The organism is Janthinobacterium rivuli (assembly GCF_009208735.1).
GTDB lineage: Bacteria > Pseudomonadota > Gammaproteobacteria > Burkholderiales > Burkholderiaceae_D > Janthinobacterium.
Genome location: NZ_WFLJ01000012.1, coordinates 1 through 18,808, shown reverse-complemented (window position 1 = coordinate 18,808; position 18,808 = coordinate 1). Strand labels below are relative to the sequence as shown.

14 protein-coding genes and 1 rRNA gene are annotated in these 18,808 nt (G+C 60.4%); 9 read left to right on the top strand and 6 right to left on the bottom strand.

Annotation, left to right across the window (positions count from 1 at the left end; translation table 11 throughout):
- The first annotated feature begins 4 nt into the window (after nucleotides 1-4).
- Nucleotides 5-412: a hypothetical protein gene (locus GCN78_RS29380; RefSeq protein ID WP_193316768.1), complete on the top strand. Its 408-nt coding sequence runs from the start codon at nucleotides 5-7 to the stop codon at nucleotides 410-412.
- A 62-nt stretch (nucleotides 413-474) separates the two neighbouring features.
- Here GCN78_RS29380 and GCN78_RS17135 read toward each other — a convergent pair whose 3' ends face one another.
- On the bottom strand, nucleotides 475-882 hold the full coding sequence (locus GCN78_RS17135; protein WP_034753756.1) for a hypothetical protein: 408 nt from the start codon (nucleotides 880-882) through the stop codon (nucleotides 475-477).
- A 713-nt stretch (nucleotides 883-1,595) separates the two neighbouring features.
- On the opposite strand from GCN78_RS17135, the gene GCN78_RS17130 reads away from it, so the two are divergent.
- From GCN78_RS17130 to GCN78_RS17105, 6 genes are all read left to right on the top strand, one after another.
- On the top strand, nucleotides 1,596-2,000 hold the full coding sequence (locus GCN78_RS17130; protein WP_071074963.1) for a MerR family transcriptional regulator: 405 nt from the start codon (nucleotides 1,596-1,598) through the stop codon (nucleotides 1,998-2,000).
- Between the two features lie 122 nt (nucleotides 2,001-2,122).
- Nucleotides 2,123-3,307, top strand: coding sequence for an isovaleryl-CoA dehydrogenase (locus tag GCN78_RS17125; RefSeq protein ID WP_152252773.1), 1,185 nt, complete (start codon nucleotides 2,123-2,125; stop codon nucleotides 3,305-3,307).
- 53 nt (nucleotides 3,308-3,360) lie between these two features.
- The gene (aceK, locus tag GCN78_RS17120) at nucleotides 3,361-5,160 is read left to right on the top strand and encodes a bifunctional isocitrate dehydrogenase kinase/phosphatase (protein ID WP_152252772.1); all 1,800 of its coding nucleotides are present in this window, start codon (nucleotides 3,361-3,363) and stop codon (nucleotides 5,158-5,160) included.
- Complete coding sequence (locus GCN78_RS17115; RefSeq protein ID WP_070313414.1) at nucleotides 5,157-6,353, top strand: acetyl-CoA C-acyltransferase; 1,197 nt, start codon at nucleotides 5,157-5,159, stop codon at nucleotides 6,351-6,353. Before aceK ends, GCN78_RS17115 begins: the two co-directional genes overlap by 4 nt.
- 74 nt (nucleotides 6,354-6,427) lie before the next feature.
- Nucleotides 6,428-7,096, top strand: a complete 669-nt coding sequence (locus GCN78_RS17110) for an SDR family oxidoreductase (RefSeq protein WP_152252771.1) — start codon at nucleotides 6,428-6,430, stop codon at nucleotides 7,094-7,096.
- 37 nt (nucleotides 7,097-7,133) lie between these two features.
- Complete coding sequence (locus GCN78_RS17105; protein ID WP_152252770.1) at nucleotides 7,134-8,261, top strand: acyl-CoA dehydrogenase family protein; 1,128 nt, start codon at nucleotides 7,134-7,136, stop codon at nucleotides 8,259-8,261.
- Nucleotides 8,262-8,638: 377 nt separating this feature from the next.
- On the opposite strand, the gene GCN78_RS17100 is transcribed toward GCN78_RS17105, so the two are convergent.
- From GCN78_RS17100 to GCN78_RS17085, 4 genes are all read right to left on the bottom strand, one after another.
- Nucleotides 8,639-9,532: a YihY/virulence factor BrkB family protein gene (locus GCN78_RS17100; RefSeq protein WP_152252769.1), complete on the bottom strand. Its 894-nt coding sequence runs from the start codon at nucleotides 9,530-9,532 to the stop codon at nucleotides 8,639-8,641.
- 87 nt (nucleotides 9,533-9,619) lie between these two features.
- The gene (locus tag GCN78_RS17095; RefSeq protein WP_152252768.1) at nucleotides 9,620-10,699 is read right to left on the bottom strand and encodes a S66 peptidase family protein; all 1,080 of its coding nucleotides are present in this window, start codon (nucleotides 10,697-10,699) and stop codon (nucleotides 9,620-9,622) included.
- A gap of 88 nt (nucleotides 10,700-10,787) precedes the next feature.
- A complete protein-coding gene (locus GCN78_RS17090; protein WP_226939680.1) occupies nucleotides 10,788-13,574 on the bottom strand; it encodes a TonB-dependent receptor in 2,787 nt (928 codons plus the stop codon).
- A gap of 216 nt (nucleotides 13,575-13,790) precedes the next feature.
- A complete protein-coding gene (locus tag GCN78_RS17085) occupies nucleotides 13,791-15,593 on the bottom strand; it encodes an ABC transporter substrate-binding protein (protein WP_152252897.1) in 1,803 nt (600 codons plus the stop codon).
- A gap of 217 nt (nucleotides 15,594-15,810) precedes the next feature.
- Between GCN78_RS17085 and GCN78_RS17080 the strand changes: the two genes are divergently transcribed.
- Together GCN78_RS17080 and dacB are read left to right on the top strand one after the other, a co-directional pair.
- Nucleotides 15,811-17,049, top strand: a complete 1,239-nt coding sequence (locus tag GCN78_RS17080; protein WP_034753725.1) for a nucleoside recognition domain-containing protein — start codon at nucleotides 15,811-15,813, stop codon at nucleotides 17,047-17,049.
- Between the two features lie 8 nt (nucleotides 17,050-17,057).
- Entirely contained in the window at nucleotides 17,058-18,560 is a 1,503-nt protein-coding gene (gene dacB, locus GCN78_RS17075) for a D-alanyl-D-alanine carboxypeptidase/D-alanyl-D-alanine endopeptidase (protein WP_152252767.1), read from the top strand.
- Nucleotides 18,561-18,691: 131 nt separating this feature from the next.
- Here dacB and rrf read toward each other — a convergent pair.
- Nucleotides 18,692-18,804, bottom strand: a 5S ribosomal RNA gene (gene rrf, locus GCN78_RS17070).
- Nucleotides 18,805-18,808: the final 4 nt, after the last annotated feature.

Here is an 18,808-nt window from a genome sequence, read left to right as displayed (position 1 = left end):
GCTGGTGAGCATCGCAGACCGCCTATGCCGACGCGCAGCAGCTTTGGTCAGGCATCCATCACCGCTTCTCAAACTGAACGGCACTGGCCTGCTTCAAATCCCTGGCTTCTTCAACCATCCTGCGGTGGGCGATCCGTTTGCGCATCACTTCCGCATGTTGCGCGGCAGTCATGGGGGGCACGGTCATCAAGTCCTTCAGCTGCGCGGTATTGCTGTAGTTACTTTTCATAAGACGGCTCAAATGCTCGGCTCCGTAGTGGATGAACTGGCTGCTTCTGATGTGATTATGCGCTGGTATTGGCCGCTGCGCCGCTGCGTACGGGATTATTGTCAAATAATTCCGCTGCAGCGCAACATGCGAAGTCTTATTGTGCGGCAAAATCATGTCTCCAGTATGACGCTGCGCAAATAAAAAGACAGGGGGAGCACCATCGGCGAAAAGCGGACGGTGCCGGCCGGGGAAGGCCTGAATGCTTACTTTTGGTAGTTGACGCGCACCAGCATGCGAATAAATTCTCGCGCGATTTGACGATGATGTTCATCTAATCTTTGCAAATCGGCAATTAATTTCACATCGGCGGACTCGAAACGCGACAAAGCGCTGCCCGCTTCGCCGTTCGGCGTGGCGCTTTCCGGGCCGCCAAAACGCAACCATTCCGCGGGAACACCCAACCATTGGGCAATCATGCGCAATTTCTCTTGCGTGGGAATTGCTTCACCTACTAACCATTTCCTAGCTGCATGCACGGTAATCGGGCGCCCGTCGAAACGGATATTGAATTCCCGGGCCAGTCTGGTCGGGCTGTCTGGAGAATAATGGGCGTTTTTGAGAGCCAACTGAAGTCGCTGGCTGAAGCTTTCGCGTTCGTTAGAAGAATTCATAGGTGTACTATTTCATGTTGTAACATGAAAGTCAGTTTCTTGAATGACCATACAGATTGTTACATTTGAAAAGAGTATAAATTAACAATTAACACTCTGGCCGGGCTTTTCAAGTCAAAAAGTGGGCCGAATTTTCTCTTGTGATTCTGTGTGGCTTCGGGTCAAATTCGCGGCTAGCCTTGATTTTCGCACTGCAGCACGATTCAAAGCCTCGGTTTGGCATTACAACGTACGGTATCGGATAATGCCCTCCTCCAGCGATACGCGCAATGCCCATGCCATACAATTTCTCGTAGACAAAGTTTTCAGAAGGGCCATCTTGTTTTCAATATGGAAACGATCTATGCGACATGCGCACGGTGAAACGTTGTTTTTTGATCGTGCCTACTGGAAAGAATGTGCGCCAAAAAATTTTACTGCCATCGCAGCGAAAAGAATGTCGCTGTTATGCCAGGAAAGCTCTTTTTGGTGTCATCTTGGCCACCAACTCTCGATCTTAAGCGTGTTTGCGCCAGAAGAATCAATTTATTTTCAGTAATTGTTGCCTTATTCGCCAAGTTATCCTCTGCATGCCCTCTTTTTTCTTTGTTGCAGCACGGGCAGGGCACGCTACAATAGAATTGACGTTGACGTAAACGGCACTTTGCCACCCATTGCTTCGCCGCACCCCATCTGACGACCGACCACCCATGCAACCGACACCGCCCGCACCCATGACGACCTATACCATTACCGAACTGGCGCGGGAATTCGACATCACGGCGCGCGCCATCCGTTTCTATGAAGACCAGGGCTTGCTCAGTCCGAAACGCGAAGGCGCCGGCGGGCGCAGCCGCGTCTACACGCCGCGCGACCGCACCCGCTTGAAACTGACCCTGCGCGGCAAGCGCCTGGGCCTGGCGCTGTCGGAGATCAAGAGCCTGGTCGACATGTACGAGTCGCCGAAGGACACGCGCGCGCAGATGGACCGCTTCCTGGGCGTCCTGGCGCAGCACCGGCAGACTCTGGAGCAGCAGCGCATCGACATTGAAATGGCGCTGGCGGAAATCAGTGCGCATGAAGACGCTTGCGCGCGCATGCTGGCGGACTTGAACCTTGATCAGGCGCAAACCAACTAGGCATCGGTGCGGCGGCGCTTGCCGCGCGCATCACTTGACGTTTACGTAAACGTCACAACTGAGTATCATAGCTTCACTGACCCGGCACCCATGACCGCCACACTTATAACGACGAGGACGACATGCTCCATCTCCCAGGCTTGACCTTTGACCACGGCGACGACATCGCCTCGCTAAGAGTAGCGATCCAACAATTCGCCGCCGCTGAAATCGCACCGCGCGCGGCTGAAATCGACCGCACCGACCAGTTCCCCATGGATCTGTGGCGCAAGATGGGCGACATGGGCTTGCTCGGCATCACCGTCAGCGAAGAATACGGCGGCGCCGGCATGGGTTACCTGGCGCACATCATTGCCATGGAAGAGATCTCGCGCGCCTCGGCCTCCGTCGGCCTGTCCTACGGCGCCCACTCGAACCTGTGCGTCAACCAGATCAAGCGCAACGGCACGGCCGAGCAAAAAGCCAAATACCTGCCGAAGCTGATCACAGGCGAACACATTGGCGCCTTGGCCATGTCGGAACCGAACGCGGGCTCGGACGTCGTCAGCATGAAGCTGCGCGCCGACTTCAAGGGAGACCGCTGGGTCTTGAACGGCACCAAGATGTGGATCACCAACGGCCCTGACGCGGACGTGCTGGTGGTGTACGCCAAGAACGACCTGGAAGCGGGGCCGCGCGGCATGACGGCGTTCCTGATCGAAAAGAATTTCAAGGGCTTTTCCATCGCGCAAAAGCTCGACAAACTGGGCATGCGCGGCTCGCACACGGGCGAACTGGTATTCCAGGATTGCGAAGTGCCGGCCGAAAACGTGCTCGGCGGCCTGGGCAAGGGCGTCAATGTGCTGATGTCGGGCCTCGATTTCGAGCGCACCGTGCTGTCCGGCGGCCCGCTGGGCATCATGCAAGCCTGCATGGACCTGGTCGTGCCATACGTGCATGACCGCAAGCAATTCGGTCAGCCCATCGGCGAATTCCAATTGATGCAGGGAAAACTGGCCGATATGTATTCGACCATGATGGCGTGCAAGGCCTATGTGTATGCCGTGGGCCAGGCCTGCGACCGCGCCACCACGCCGGAAGCCGTGCGCCAGTTGCGCAAGGACGCGGCCGGCGCCATTCTGTATAGTGCGGAGAAGGCGACCTGGATGGCCGGTGAAGCGATCCAGGCCCTGGGCGGCAACGGCTACATCAACGAGTATCCGGCCGGCCGCCTGTGGCGCGATGCCAAGCTGTACGAAATCGGCGCCGGGACCAGCGAGATCCGCCGCATGCTGATAGGCCGCGAACTGTTTGCGGAAACCAAGTAAGCACGGGCGCGCGACTATCGACTGGGTGAGGAGCCATTCATGCGAGCACAGATATGACGCACATTGCCTTCCCCAAATTGCTCTCTTCGCAGATTGCATTCGATATCGCGCGCACCATCCGCGACGGCTTCGACAAGCATTACCGCCTGTTCCGTGAAACGAGCCAGCACGCCAAGCGGTATTTCGAGCAAGGCGCCTGGTCCGCGGCGCAGACGGCGGCCCGCGAGCGCATCGACTTCTATGACAAGCGCGTGCAGGAATGCGTGCAGATGCTCGAAGATGAGTACGAAGAGTCGGAGTTGAGCGACGAAGTGTGGCGCGAACTCAAGCTGCACTATATCGGCATGCTGACGGAACACAAGCAGCCGGAACTGGCGGAAACCTTCTTTAATTCCGTCTGCTGCAACATCCTGCATCGCACGTATTTCAATAACGACTATATTTTCGTGCGCCCCGTCGTGTCCACGGAATACATCGACACGCAAGACCCGGTGCCCACCTACCGCGTGTATTACCCTGGCCAGGACGGCTTGCGCCACACCTTGACGCGCATGGTGAACAACTTCCAGCTGGACTGCGCATTTGCCAACCTGGAACGCGACGTGGCCCAGGTGGAAGCGCGCCTGCAGCAACTGTTCGGCGCCGACCGGCTGGAACCGAACCACCAGCTCCAGGTCCTGACCAGTTTGTTCTACCGCAACAAGGGCGCCTATCTGGTCGGCAAAGGCATCAACGGCAACCGCGAATACCCGTTTGTCGTGCCGATCCTGCACAACCGTCACGGCGAGCTGGTGCTCGACACGGTGCTGTTCGAGCAGCAGCAGATTGCCGTGCTGTTTTCATTTACGCGCGCGTATTTCCTGGTCGATATGGAAGTGCCGTCGGCCTATGTGCAATTCCTGCGCAGCTTGCTGCCGCGCAAACCGCGCAGCGAAATTTATACGATACTGGGCCTGCAAAAACAGGGCAAGACGCTGTTTTACCGCGACTATCTGCAGCATCTGAAACACTCATCGGACCACTTCGAAAGCGCGCCCGGCATCCGCGGCCTGGTGATGCTGGTGTTTGCCCTGCCGTCGTTCCCCTATGTCTTCAAGGTAATCAAGGATTTTTTCCCGCCGCCCAAGGAAACGACGCGCGCGCAAGTCCAGCAAAAGTATTTGCTGGTGAAGCATCACGACCGCGTGGGCCGCATGGCCGACACGCTCGAGTATTCCAACGTGGCCTTTCCCCGCACCCGTTTTGCCGCGGAACTGCTGGCCGAGCTGAAACAGTTCGCTCCCTCGCTGATCGAAGAAGACCACGAGCAGATCATCATCCGCCACCTGTACATCGAGCGGCGCATGGTGCCGCTGAACATGTGGCTGAGCAATGCCGAGAAGGAAGGCCGCGCCGACCTGGTCGAACACGGCATCGTCGAATACGGCAACGCCATCAAGGAACTGGTGGCGGCAAATATCTTTCCGGGGGACATGCTGTACAAAAACTTTGGCGTCACCCGTCATCAGCGTGTCGTATTTTACGATTACGATGAAATCGAGTACATCACCGATTGCCAGTTCCGCGTCATCCCCGAGGCGCGCACGGAGGAGGAAGAAATGTCGGCCGAACCGTGGTATCCCATCGGCAAGCACGATGTGTTTCCCGAACAATTCGGCACCTTCCTGCTGGGCAATCCCCGCATCCGCAGCTATTTCATGCAGCACCATGCCGACCTGCTGACGGCGCAATATTGGCAGGCGCGCAAGCAGCGCATCGAAGACGGCCATATCGAGGACGTCTTCCCTTATCCGCAGCACCTGCGTTTTTGTATGCAGTCATCATCCCTACCCTTAACCGGAGATCCAACATGAATGATCCAGTCGTAATCGTCGGTGCCGCGCGCACCCCCATGGGCGCCTTCCAGGGCGATTTTGCCAACGTCACCGCCAGCGACCTGGGCGCCGTGGCCATCCGCGCCGCCGTCGAACGGGCCGGCGTGGCGCCGGATGCCGTTGAACACGTGTTTTTCGGCAATTGCCTGATGGCCGGCCAGGGCCAGGCGCCCGCGCGCCAAGCCTTGCGCAAGGCTGGCTTGCCCGATTCCACCGGTGCCGTCACCCTGTCGAAAATGTGCGGCTCGGCCATGCAGACGACCATGTTCGCGCATGACACCTTGCTCGCCGGCAGCGCCGACGTGGTGGTGGCGGGCGGCATGGAATCGATGACCAACGCCCCCTACCTGGTGCCGAAGGCGCGCGGCGGCTACCGCATCGGCCACGGCATGATCTATGACCACATGATGATGGATGGCCTGGAAGACGCCTACAGCCGCGATGAAAAGGGCAATGCCCGCTCGATGGGCACGTTTGCCGAAGAGTGCGCCAGCCAATATAGCTTCACGCGCGAAGCGCAGGATGCCTTCGCCATCGAATCCGTCAAACGCGCGCAAGCGGCCACCAAGGATGGCAGTTTCGAATGGGAAATCGTGCCCGTGACGGTCTCCGGCCGTGGCGGCGACACCATCGTCAGCATCGATGAAGGCCCGCAAAAAGCCCGCCTGGAAAAAATCCCGACCTTGAAGGCGGCGTTCAAGAAGGACGGCACCATCACGGCCGCTTCGTCCTCGTCGATCAACGACGGCGCGGCGGCCCTCGTGCTGATGCGCGAGTCGACGGCGAAAAAACTCGGCTGCACCGTCATCGCGAAAATCCACGGCCACGCCACGCATGCACAGGCGCCGAACGAATTCACCACGGCCCCCATCGGCGCGGTGAAAAAGCTGTACGCAAAAACGGGCTGGAGCAGCAGCAACGTGGACTTGTTCGAGATCAATGAAGCGTTCGCCGCCGTGCCGATGGCCGCCATGCACGACCTCGACATTCCGCACAGCAAGATCAACATCCACGGCGGCGCGTGCGCGCTGGGCCACCCGATCGGCGCCTCGGGCGCGCGCATCATCGTCACCCTGCTGGGCGCCTTGAAGAAAACCGGCGGCAAGCGCGGCGTGGCAGCCCTGTGCATCGGCGGCGGCGAAGCGACGGCGATGGCGATCGAACTGGTATAAGCTCTTCCTGAGCACGGGCGCGCACCGCGGTTCACGGTGCGCGCCCTTTCATTTTATTTTCAGGGAGAACACATATGCCTACCGCATTGATCATCGGCGCCTCGCGCGGCATCGGCCACGAGCTCGTCCGTCAATACCGCCACGATGGCTGGCGCGTCATCGCCACGGCGCGCACACCAGACGCTTGCGCAGAGCTCAAGCAACTGGGTGCGGAAGCGCACCAGCTCGACGTGACGGACGTGGAAGGCTGCGCCGGCCTGGGCTGGAAGCTCGACGATGAAAAACTCGACGTGGCCATCCTCAACGCGGGCGTGTATGGACCCCGCCACGACGGTTTTCCCGCGCAAGCCGATTTCGACCTCGTCATGCACACGAACGTGCTGGCGGCCATGCGGCTGCTGCCGATCCTGGCGCCGCTGGTGGCCAACGCGAAAGGCAAGCTGGCCGTGCTGTCTTCGCACATGGGTTCCTTGAGCGAACGGGGCAACCCCAGCGGTTCGCTGTACCGCGCCAGCAAGGCGGCCTTGAATTCCGTGCTGATCGACACCGCCCTCGTGCATGGCCCGCAAGGCGTCAGCTGCGTGGCCTTCCACCCGGGCTGGGTACGCACGGACATGGGCGGCGCCGGCGCCGACATTTCGCCGGAGGAAAGCGCCGCCGGCATCCGCGCCACCCTGGCCAGCCTGCCGGCCACGGACAAAGCGGTGTTCCGCAACTACGACGGCAAGCCCATAGCCTGGTAATTCCCACACACCATAAAAACAAACGAGACGACGTCCCATGATACTCAACGAAGAACAGACCATGATCCAGGAAGCGCTGCGCAGTTTTTCGCGCGAGCGCCTGGCGCCCAACGCGGCCCGCTGGGACAAGGAACATCATTTCCCCAAGGAAGAATTGCAGGAGCTGGCCGCGCTGGGCGCCTTTGGCGTGGCCGTGCCGGAAGCGCTCGGCGGCGCCGGCCTCGACTATGTGTCCTTGGCCCTGGTGCTGGAAGAAATCGCCGCCGGCGATGGCGGCACGTCGACCATCATTTCCGTCAACAATTGCCCCGTGTGCAGCATCGCCATGATGTATGCCAACGATGCACAGAAGGAACAGTGGCTGCGCCCGCTGGCGCAAGGCACGATGTTGGGCGCGTTTTGCCTGACGGAACCGCACACGGGCAGCGACGCCTCGGCCCTGCGCACGACGGCCACGCGCGACGGCAATGACTACGTCATCAACGGCACGAAACAGTTCATTACAAGCGGCAAGTATGCGGACGTGGCCATCGTCATGGCCGTCACCGACAAGGCGGCCGGCAAGCGCGGCATCAGCGCCTTCTGGGTACCGACGAACACGCCCGGCTACATCGTGGCGGGACTGGAACAGAAGATGGGCCAGCACTCGTCGGACACGGCGCAAATCCTGTTCGAGAATTGCCGCATCCCGGCGGAAAATTTGATCGGCGAAGAAGGACAAGGCTACAAGATCGCCCTGTCCGGCCTGGAAGGCGGACGCATCGGCATCGCCTCGCAAGCCGTGGGCATGGCGCGCGCCGCGTATGAGGCAGCCTTGAGCTATGCGCGCGAGCGCGAAAGTTTCGGCAAACCCATCTATGAACACCAGGCCGTGCAATTCCGCCTGGCCGACATGGCCACGCAGATCGAAGCGGCGCGCCAGCTGATACGCCACGCGGCGGCCATGAAGGATGCAGGCCTGCCCTGCCTGAAGGAAGCGGCCATGGCCAAGCTGTTCGCGTCGGAAATGGCGGAAAAAGTGTGCTCGGACGCCATCCAGGTGCACGGCGGCTACGGTTATGTGTCCGACTTCCCCGTCGAGCGCATCTACCGCGACGTGCGCGTGTGCCAGATTTATGAGGGGACCAGCGATATTCAGAAGATTTTGATTGCGCGGGCTTTATAAACCCCACGGCAAATGCTGGGGTCAGACCCGCCGGGTCTGACCCCGAGCGACTGCCAACGATGGACGAAAAAAAAGCCCGCTAGCGCGGGCTTCGTTCCAATGTATTACCAATGCTTTAATCGTGTCATGGACGCCAGTGCTATCTGCAAAGTGCCTCCTGATTTTCGGACTCCCATGCTATCTGCATGGTGACTCCAAGTGTAAATCGACCATCGTATCCGGAATTACAAAATCCATTTCTTCGCACTGTCACGCCATCGACATTACACGTGTCGGTCGCCGCGCTGAAACTGGACGGTGAGATAATTTGCTGCCAAATCTCAATCACTGAACGGAGTATAGCACAGCCTTTTGTGCAACGCAACAACCTTTTTAAATCAAGTCCTTAGCGCCAGCGGCTTGTCTTCTTCGCCGCCACGGGCCACTCTTTCGTATTCGGAAATCACTTGCGCGCCCAGCAGCAGCAGGGTGGCGCCGATTTCCAGGCTGAACATGACGACGATGGCTGTCGTCATCGAGCCATACACGACGTTGACCTGCGACAAGGTGGAAAAATACCAGACCAGCACATGGCGGGCGATTTCCCACAGCAAGGCCGCCGTCACGCCGCCGATCAGCGCATGCGTGATCGATAATCTTCCGACCGGCATGACCAGGTAAATCGAACTCAGTACGAGAATTTCGCCCCCCAGCCCCAGCAAATACAGCAGCACGCCGGAGACGCCTTCCAGGCCCCAGTCGTGCCGCAGGAAGCGCACGCTTTCCTCGCCCATCACCTGCAAGCCGCCCGCCACCAGGGTAATCAGCAAAATACCGATGCCCAGGCACAGGATGTAGCAGTACGGCAGCACGGCGGAAATGAGGAAATGGCGGCGGCGGATGGCCACGCGGTGGATGAAAATCACGCTCATGGCGTTTTCCAGCACGGTAAACGCCAGCGAGCTGAAAAACAGCATGGTCAGCAGCAGCAACCAGCCGATCACGCCCCGGTTGTTGAGAAAGTGCGCGATCTCGCCCACGATGGCCTTCGATTGTCCCGGCACCAGCCATTCCAGGTAATGGCCTATGGTTTGCAGCAATTCGTCCTGCGCGATCACGTGCGACAGGGCCACCACCACCAGCATCAGCAGCGGCACGATGGATAGCAGCGAGTAATACGCGACGGCGCCCGCCAGCAGCAATCCCTGGTTGGCGCGGAAACCCTTCAGCACCTGCAGCACGAAGGCCAGCGGGTGGCTGAGGATGTAGGTACTGGCGTGGCGGTTGATCATGTTGTAAACGGTAAAGAAAGCGGCGCGGCCTCGTGCCACGCCTGCAATCACACTAGCATACTGACAATCGCCCCGCTGCACCGTACGCTAGCAGACGGCCGGCTCCAACAAGGTCAAGGTTTGCCGGTCCGCATCGAGCGTGGCGAGGATGCCCATCGGTATCGTGAACTGGTGGCGGATGTGGCCAAACGAATAGCCGCTGACGGCCGGCACGGCCAAGGGCTGCAGATGCTGCTCCAGGGTGGCATCGAGGCTCAGCGCCGTATCTCCCTCGGCCGCCTCGCAATGCTCGAAGATGCCCAGCATCAGCGCCGCCGCCTTGGCAAACCCCACGGACAAGTCGAGCTGGCACAGCATCCGGTCGATGCGGTAGGGCACTTCGTTGATTTCTTCAAGGAACAGGATGTGCTCGCGGAAATCGGCCGCATACGGCGTGCCGGCCAGCGCGCTGACCATGCACAGGTTGCCGCCAGTCAAGCGTCCCGTCGCCTGGCCGCCATGCACGGTGCGGATGGCGAAATTCGGCTGCGTCTGCGCGCGGCGGTGATTCTCCAGTGCCATCGGGATCGTGTAACTGTCTTGCGGCGTCATCAGCACGTTTTGCAGCTGCGTCACCGTGTAGTCGGAAAACGTGGACGAGGCCACGGGGCCGTGGAAGGTCACCAGCCCGGTCTGGCTGGCGATGGCCAGGTGCAGGGCCGTGATGTCGGAATAGCCGATCAGCACTTTCGGGTTGCGCCGGATCAAGGCATAGTCGAGCAGCGTCAGCAGCGAGATGCAGCCGGAGCCGCCGCGGATGGCCCAGATCGCCTTGACCTCGGGGTCGGAAAAAGCCGCGTGCAAGTCGTCGAGGCGCTGCTGCACCGTGCCAGCATAGTTGCCGTGCACGGCGCGGATGTTCGCGCCCAGGCTGGCGCGCAGTCCCAGCGATTCGATATTGCGCTGGGCCTTGGCGATGGCATCTTCATCCGTAAAACCGCCGGGCGCGATGATGGCGACCAGGTCGCCCTGGCGCAGGCGCGCCGGTTTGATCAATGCGTGTTGCTGTTGCATGCGTTTGCCCTTCCCTTGCGCGGCCGCCGCCCATGCCGGTGTGCCTGCCGCCCCGAGGGTGGCGGCCAACAAGCCGCCGAAGCGGCGCCGGCTGAGATTGGTCTGACTGGACATGCGGCCCTTTCCTGGAATAAAAACGGCGACGCCAGGCGCCGCCGCACGAGGTTAGCATGCCGGCGGGATCGCCGCCGGCATGGCCGCCTTACATGAACTTGTACTTCAGCTGGAACGACAGCGAACGGCCGCGCGGGTCGGCCACGCGCGGGTCCCAGCCGGCGCCCACCACTTCATCCACGTTGTGCGCGGTGAATGGCGGATCGCGATCGAACAAGTTCTGGATACCCACGGTGATGGTGGTATTTTTGAAGCCCGTGTACGTGCCCGACAGGTTATACGTCGTGTAGCTGGACACGTCTGGCTTGAAGCCCGGTGGCGGCGCGCCCTTGCCGCCGTTCGGCAACTGGTCCTTGTAGCCCGACGAGAAACTCTGGATCAGCAAGCCGCTCCAGTCGCCGCGCGACACGCCGAAGCTGGCATTGTGTTTCCAGCGCAGGTACAAATCGCGCGTATAAAACTTGCCGACCAGCTCCTGGTATTCCTGGCCTTGATATTCCGCAAACTTGAAACTGTCCATATACGTGCCGTCCAGGGTCGCCGTCCATTTCGCGTCCTGGATCTTGCCTTCGCCGCGCAAGCCCACGTCGAGGCCGCGCACGCGGCTGCCTGCCGCATTGATCCAGCCCGCCTGCACGTACTCGATGGTGCCGTCCGGATTGCGGTGGATGTACTGGTTCAGCGCCTGGTAGTTGGCCAGCACGATTTGCGGCGTGCGGTTCAGGATGCGGTCCTTGGTGTTGATGGCCCAGTAGTCGAACGAAGCGGAATATCCCTTCACCGGCTCGATGACAAAACCGACGCTGCCCTGCTTCGACGTTTCCGGCTTCAGATTCGTGTTGCCGCCCGTCTTGTAATCGAGGCGGTCGATGGCGCAATACTCGGGTACGCCCGGATGCTTGGCGCAACCTTCCTGGTCGACCACGCCGTTCGGCAATTCCTGGCTCAGCGAACCGGAATACAGCTGCTGGAAGCTTGGAGCAAGGAAACCCTTGCTGGCCGAACCACGGAACAGCAGGAAGTCGGTCGGCTGGTAGCGGAAAGCTACTTTCGGATTCGTCGTCGCGCCCACCAGGCTGTAATCGTCGCGGCGGATGGCCAGCTGCATTTCCAGGTCCTTCGTGACCGGCACCAGCAGCTCGGCATACACGGCCTTGACGGTACGGCTGGCATCTTTCAATGCAGCATTGCCCGGCGCCAACAGAATCAAATTGGCGTCGACATCCTGCTCAAAGCTGTAGCCTTCGCGGCGCAAGTCAAAGCCGGCCGCCATGGCCAGCGCCCCGGCCGGCAACTGGAACAGTTCGCCCGAAACGGAACCATCGATCTGCGTCAGGGTCGTCTTGCCATGCTGGAAGTCGCCACGGAACTTGGTCGATTCGATCAATTGCTTGGCCGCTTCCGTCTGGCTCTGGCCCGCGCCCACCCACGGATTGATGATGCCGCTGGCCAGTGCCGCGTACAGCTTGTCCGTGTAGGAATAGCCATCCGTCAGCTTGGTCTTGGTGCTGCTTTCGGCGCGCGAAATGCCGGCCTTGTAATCCCACTTGCCGAAGTTCCCCTCAAAGCCCACCAGCACGCGGGCATTGTCGGTGGTGTTTTCCTGCGTGCGGTTGCCCACGTCATTGGCGCGCCATTTGTAGGAAATCGGCTTGGTCTTGTCGAACGTGGGGATGTAGGCCGACAGATCCTGGTAATACGCGCCACCGACCGGATACAAATTCTTGTTGGCGACGGTCGCCTGCACCTGCATCGGCGTCAAAATGGCCGTGGCCTTGGTGCGCGAACCGAGCACTTCGACAAACATGCGGTGGTCGGGCGCCAGCTGGAAAGTGCCGCGCGACAGCAGATTGGCCCGTTCGACGGGGAATTGCAGCACATAGTCGGCGCCATAGTCGTACGCGCACGAATACTTGGTGCGCAGCGGGGAGGTCACGTCTTTCCACAGTGCCGTCTGATACTGCGACATGCCGGCGATGCTGTCGCACTTGCCCTGGAAACTCAGCGGATTGGCTTGTAGATACACTGTCGGATCGCCAGGCAGGTTATAGCCACCGATAAATTTCCCTGGATTTTTGGGGTCAGGAATCTGCAGCGCCGTGCCCGGCCCCGACATCTGATTGGCGAATGGCGTGCCCGTGGTATCGGGCGACAGGCCACGGCCCGGCTGGAAGCCGTTGACGAAGGAGCGGTCGCGGCCGTTGAGCTGCTGCGCCTTGTCGACGGTCAGGCTGGCCATGATGTTGTAGCGGTCCGACTCCAGCGAACCCGTGCCGGCCAGGAGAGAGGCGCGGCGCGTGGCGCCGCCGCCTGCCTGCGTGTCATTGGTGGAAACGGACGCTTCCACGCCGCTGTAATTGGTTTTCAGAATGAAATTGATCACGCCGCCAATGGCGTCCGTGCCGTAGATGGCCGAGGCGCCATCCTTGAGAATTTCCACGCGTGAAATCGCGCCCAGCGGAATCGAGTTCAGGTCGACCGACTTGCCGCTGGCGCCGTGCGTGGCGATGCGGCGACCGTTCAGCAGCACCAGGGTGCTCGACGGTCCCAGGCCGCGCAGCGAGGCGAACGAGGCGCCGCCGCTGACCCGGTCGGCATCGGCGCCAAACACGTTGTTACCCGAAGTCATGTTATCCGCACCCGTGCCATTCGCCGACAGGGTGCGCACCAATTGCTCGGTCGTCGTGATGCCCTGCTTTTCAATCTGCTCAAACGAAATGACTTGCACCGGCAGCGCGCCTTCCTTGGCCACCCGCTTGATGCTGCTGCCCGTGACTTCGACCCGTTGCATCGCTGGCGCCGCCGCGTCCTGTGCCACTACCGGCCCCACCACCCCCATCAATGCCACCAACTGCGCTAGCTTCTTCAATTTCACAGGTCTTCTCCTTGTTGGGCAATCGAAACTTGAGTTATCAAGTCAGGCTGTTAGATATGTCGCAACGTCTGTCTCGCGGTACATTTTTTTATGACATTTGCGCATGACTTTATTTGTTTTCATTTTCAGAGTAGCGCGATGCATCCGGGCCCAGCCAATGAAAAATGCTTTCCTAACCATAACTTTTTGGAATGAATGCCCTTTTCAACGGCGTGCTCACTTGCCTGCGGGGCGCCCCTTGGCGGGATCGACGTCCAGGTAGCGCCAGGACGTGAATTCCACGGGGTGGCGCCTGTAGTTTTTTAGCCACGGTTGCTGCAGGTCGGCAGAGATGGGATGCGTCAGCAGCACCCACGGCGTGTAAGCGTGGATCAGCTGAAACAGGTCGAAGTACAGACTGCGTCGGCGCGGCGTATCGGATAGCAGGCGCGCCTCCTCATAGCGTTTATTGTAATCGGGCAAGTTGAAGCGGGCATAGTTGGCGCGGCCAACGTTGCCACCATACAACAATTGCATAAAGTTATCGCCATCGGGGAAGTCGGCGATCCAGTTGGTCTCGAACATCTGCACCTTGCCCAGGCGCGAGGCCTTGATGATTTCCGTCTTCTTGTCGCTCTTGAACTCCACGCGCACGCCGATGGCGTTCAGGTTGCGGCGCCACAATTCATCGCGCAGCCGCCCCACCGTGCTCGGCTCCGTGTGCATGGTCAGGATCAAGGGCGTGCCATCCGGCTGCGTGCGGAAACCGTCGGCGCCCGCCTTGTAGCCAAAGCGCTCCAGCAAGGCGCGCGCCAGCGCGGGATCGTAGCCGACGGGACTGCGATAGCTCTTGTCGTAACCGAGCACATTCGGCGGCAGCGGCGATTGCGCCGGCAAGGCCAGCCCTTTTTTTAGCAGCGCGATATCTTCGCGGCTGTTGTAGCTGAGGGCGATGGCGCGCCGCAGGGCCAGCTTGTCCTTGCTCGTGCCGCCCAGCACGGGGTCGTCCATGTTCATCCACATGTAATACGTCTGCAGCACGGGAAAGCGCGTCAGCCGCAAGCCCTTGGCGGCCAGCGCCGGCTTCAGGGTGCCGTTTTCCAGCACCATGTCCGTCATCGATTCGGGCACTTGCTCCAGGTAATCGAATTCGCCTTTCAGAAAGCCCAGCATGCGCGATTGATATTCCTCGACGATGCGCACCTCGATGCGCTCGACCAGGGGCAAGCGCTGGCCTTCCAGCGCGGTCGCGATGGCGCGCGCGTCAACCGGCAAGGCGGCCAGCGTCTTGGTTTCCGTATGGAACACGGTGGGGCGGAAAGTCGGATTGGCCTGCAGCACGATCTTGTCGCTGCGCTTCCACTCCTTGACGAGGAACGGCCCCGTGCCCACGGGGTGATTGCCGATCTGCCCCGGCGCCGCATACGCTTCGGCCACTTCGCGCGCCACCACGGCTGTCGCCGGCATGGCCAGGTAAAACAGGAAGTTCGGATCGACGCCGTTCAGGCGGATGCGCAAGGTGTATTTGTCCAGCGCCTGCAGGCCGGCGATCGGCGTGTCGTAGCTGAAACGGCTTTTCAGGGCCGCATCGCCGACCAGCTTATCTTCCAGCAAGAACAGCCACGGCGACTTCAGGGCCGGGTCGTACAGCCGCGTAAGGCTGTACACATAATCCTGCGCCGTCACTTCGCGCGGCTTGCCCTTGAAGGCGGGATCGGGTGTGAAGAAAATACCGGGCTGTATTTGAAAGATATACGTGCGGCCGCCATCCTCGACCGTCGGCATGCCGCGCGCCGTATTGCCCTGCAGTTGCACGGGGCGCGCCAGATAGTCATAGCGCAGCAGCGGGTCGAAGATGTTTTCCATCAAGTTCAGGCTGGCCAGATCCGACGCCACGGCCGGGTCCAGGCCCGTCTCGCTGGTGCTCAAAAACAAGTGCAGGGTCTTGTTCGCGCGGGCATCGGCGGCGGCATGCGCGGGCGCAGTGAAAAGCGTCAACAGGGCCAGGCCGGCGGCGCAGGCGGTTTTGCGTAAAAACATCATCAGTGATCCAGTACAGACAAGGGTAACGAACAGCGATAAGCGACAGGCATCCCCCACACTACGCGGGCAAGCGACGGGGCGCCAATGAAAACAGGCTGCCAGCTTATAACTTTTTGGCATGCGATTGCTGCATTCTTTCATCAACTCGTATCGGGCTGCCCCTATACTTTGTTTGCAGACATTTTTCACTCCCGATACACAGAACTGATCGCATATGGCACTTAATTACATCTGGTCCGGCTTTTTCCTCGTTGGCTTCCTGGCCGCAGTGCTGCAGTGGCTGTTTCTCGGCGATACCGATATCTTCAAGCGCATCATCGATGGCACGTTCGAAACGGCGCGCATGGGCGTGATGGATATCGCTCTGCCGCTGGCCGGCGTGATGACCTTGTGGCTGGGCATCATGAACATCGGTGAAAAAGCGGGCATCGTCGGCTGGCTGGCGAAAGTGATCGCGCCCTTCTTTTCGCGCATCTTCCCGGAAATTCCGAAAGACCACCCGGCCACGGGCCACATGGTGATGAATTTCTCGGCCAACCTGCTGGGCCTGGACAATGCGGCCACGCCGTTCGGCTTGAAGGCCATGGAAAGCCTGCAGACCTTGAATCCGAACAAGGAAGAGGCGACGAACGCGCAGATCATGTTCCTGGTGCTGCACACCTCGGGCCTGACCCTGATTCCGCTGGCCATCATGGCGCAGCGCTCGATTCTCGGCGCGGCCGACCCGTCCGACATCTTTATCCCCTGCATGATCGCCACCTATGTGGCCACCATGGTCGGCATCATCACGGTGTCCATCAAACAACGCATCAACTTGCTCAACCGGGTCGTGCTGGGCTGGATGGGCGGCATGACGAGTGCCATCGTCGCCATGATCTGGTACTTCACGCAATATCTGACGAAGCAGGAAATCGAGCTGGTCTCCAAAGTGGTCAGCAACCTGGTGTTGATCAGCGTCATCGCCATCTTCATCATCGGCGCCCTGCGCAAGAAGGTGAACGTGTATGACGCCTTCATCGAGGGGGCGAAAGGCGGCATTCAGACCTCGATCACCGTGATTCCCTACCTGGTCGGCATGCTGGTGGCCATCAGCGTGATCCGCAACGCGGGCGTATTCAATTTCCTGATGAGCGGCATGAACTGGTTCTTCGCCAACCTGGGCATCAATACGGACTTCGTGCCCGCCCTGCCGACGGCCATGATGAAGCCGCTCAGCGGCTCCGGCTCGAAAGCCATGATGATCGACGCCATGAATACCTACGGCGTCGACTCCTTCGTCGGCCGCCTGGCCTGCGTCTTCCAGGGCTCGGCCGACACCACCTTCTATATCGTGGCCCTGTATTTCGGTTCCGTCGGCATCCGCAAGACGCGCTATGCCATCACGGCCGGCCTGATCGCCGATCTTGCTGGCGTGATCACGGCCGTCTTTGTCGCCTACGTCTTTTTCCATTAAGGAGCACCATGTTACGTCCTGTCCTGATGGCTGCGCTGTTGGCTGGTCTCGGCCTGTCGACGGCCCACGCGCAATTGCCCGAATCCGTCAGCCTGCTGCTGCGCAGCGCGAATATCCCCGAAGACGCCATGGGCGCCATCGTCTTGCGCGGCAACGCTACCTTGCTGTCGCATGGCGCCGAGCGCAGCATGCAGCCAGCCTCCACCATGAAACTGGTGACGACGGCCGTGGGCCTGGAGCAGCTCGGTCCCATCTTCCGCGGCCGCACGGAGTTGCGCACCAGCGCCGACGTCATCAATGGCGTACTGAAGGGTGATTTGATCCTGCGCGGCGGCGCCGACACGGATTTCAATGCGGACGTGCTCGCGCACATGCTGCAAACCCTGCGCAACCAGGGCATCGTGAAAATCAAGGGAGACCTGATTCTCGACCGCCAGCTGTTCCAGCCGGCCCGGCCCGATATCGGCGCGGCCCCCTTCGACGAGTCGGCGGAGTTCCGTTACAACGTCATTCCCGATGCCTTATTGCTGAACACCAATCTGCTCGATATCAACATGAACTCGACGGACCGGCAATTGAGCATCTTCATGCAGCCGCCGCTCGAGAACGTCAGCATCACGAGCGACATGAAGCTCGTCAAGGGCAGCTGCGCCAGGTGGGAGGACGGCTGGCGCCCGCCCGAATACCGGCGCGATGCGAGCGGCAAGCTGCAGGTAATACTACACGGCACCTTCCCGCAAAATTGCAGCAAGGCCACCAGCATCAATGTGCTCGACCGCAACGATTATGCGGACCGCCTGTTCCGTGCGACCTGGAAACGCCTGGGTGGCACGATCACGGGCGCGGTGCGTGAAGCACCGTTCACGGGCTTGCCGCCGACGGCCGAACCGGTCGGCACGCGCATGCTGGCCGACCATGTGGCGCGCGCCTTGCCAGAGGTCTTGCGCGATATCAACAAGACCTCCGACAACACCCTGGCCCGCACCTTGTTCCTGAGCCTGGGCAGCTTGCAAAGCGATGGTTGGCTGGGCAGCCGCCCCGTCGCCATGGCGGCGCCGGAAGACACGGCCACGCGCGCGCGGCAAGTGATCCAGGAATGGTTCCAGCGGCACCATATCGATACCCAGGGCATGCTGGTCGACAACGGTTCCGGCCTGTCGCGCACGGGACGCATTGCGCCGGCACAACTGGCCGGCGTGCTGCAAGCGATGCAGCAAAGTCCGTGGGCGCCCGAGTTCCAGTCCAGCCTGCCCATCGCCGCACTGGACGGCACCATGCGCAAGCGCATGCTGAACAGTCCTGCCGCCGCGCGCGCGCGCATCAAGACGGGCACCTTGAAAAATGTCGTGGCCATCGCCGGCTACGTGCCCGACGCCAACAACCAGCTATGCGTGGTGGTCGCCATGATCAATAGCGACCTGGTGGGCAATGGCAATGGCCGCGCCGCCGTCGATGCGCTGATCGAGTGGGTCGCGAGGAGCGGCGCCACGCCGGTGGTAGCAGGCCAATAAAAGGGAAGCAAAGACAGAAAGGCACCGCGTAGCGGTGCCTTTTTTTACGCCGGTATGCCGTGAAAAAAAACCAGCAGACGAAAAAAAACCCGACCATTGCTGATCGGGTTTTTCTCTACTGCGAATAACAAGCCTGACGATAACCTACTTTCACACTGGTTGCAGCACTATCATCGGCGCAAAGTTGTTTCACGGTCCTGTTCGGGATGGGAAGGGGTGGGACCAACTTGCTATGGTCATCAGGCATA

What these genes read in the sequence shown, in the direction of transcription:
- GCN78_RS17135 (WP_034753756.1), bottom strand. Translation starts at nt 882, where the DNA reads ATGAATTCTTCTAACGAACGCGAAAGCTTCAGCCAGCGACTTCAGTTG.
- GCN78_RS17130 (WP_071074963.1), top strand. Translation starts at nt 1,596, where the DNA reads ATGACGACCTATACCATTACCGAACTGGCGCGGGAATTCGACATCACG.
- GCN78_RS17125 (WP_152252773.1), top strand. Translation starts at nt 2,123, where the DNA reads ATGCTCCATCTCCCAGGCTTGACCTTTGACCACGGCGACGACATCGCC.
- aceK (WP_152252772.1), top strand. Translation starts at nt 3,361, where the DNA reads ATGACGCACATTGCCTTCCCCAAATTGCTCTCTTCGCAGATTGCATTC.
- GCN78_RS17115 (WP_070313414.1), top strand. Translation starts at nt 5,157, where the DNA reads ATGAATGATCCAGTCGTAATCGTCGGTGCCGCGCGCACCCCCATGGGC.
- GCN78_RS17110 (WP_152252771.1), top strand. Translation starts at nt 6,428, where the DNA reads ATGCCTACCGCATTGATCATCGGCGCCTCGCGCGGCATCGGCCACGAG.
- GCN78_RS17105 (WP_152252770.1), top strand. Translation starts at nt 7,134, where the DNA reads ATGATACTCAACGAAGAACAGACCATGATCCAGGAAGCGCTGCGCAGT.
- GCN78_RS17100 (WP_152252769.1), bottom strand. Translation starts at nt 9,532, where the DNA reads ATGATCAACCGCCACGCCAGTACCTACATCCTCAGCCACCCGCTGGCC.
- GCN78_RS17095 (WP_152252768.1), bottom strand. Translation starts at nt 10,699, where the DNA reads ATGTCCAGTCAGACCAATCTCAGCCGGCGCCGCTTCGGCGGCTTGTTG.
- GCN78_RS17085 (WP_152252897.1), bottom strand. Translation starts at nt 15,593, where the DNA reads ATGTTTTTACGCAAAACCGCCTGCGCCGCCGGCCTGGCCCTGTTGACG.
- GCN78_RS17080 (WP_034753725.1), top strand. Translation starts at nt 15,811, where the DNA reads ATGGCACTTAATTACATCTGGTCCGGCTTTTTCCTCGTTGGCTTCCTG.
- dacB (WP_152252767.1), top strand. Translation starts at nt 17,058, where the DNA reads ATGTTACGTCCTGTCCTGATGGCTGCGCTGTTGGCTGGTCTCGGCCTG.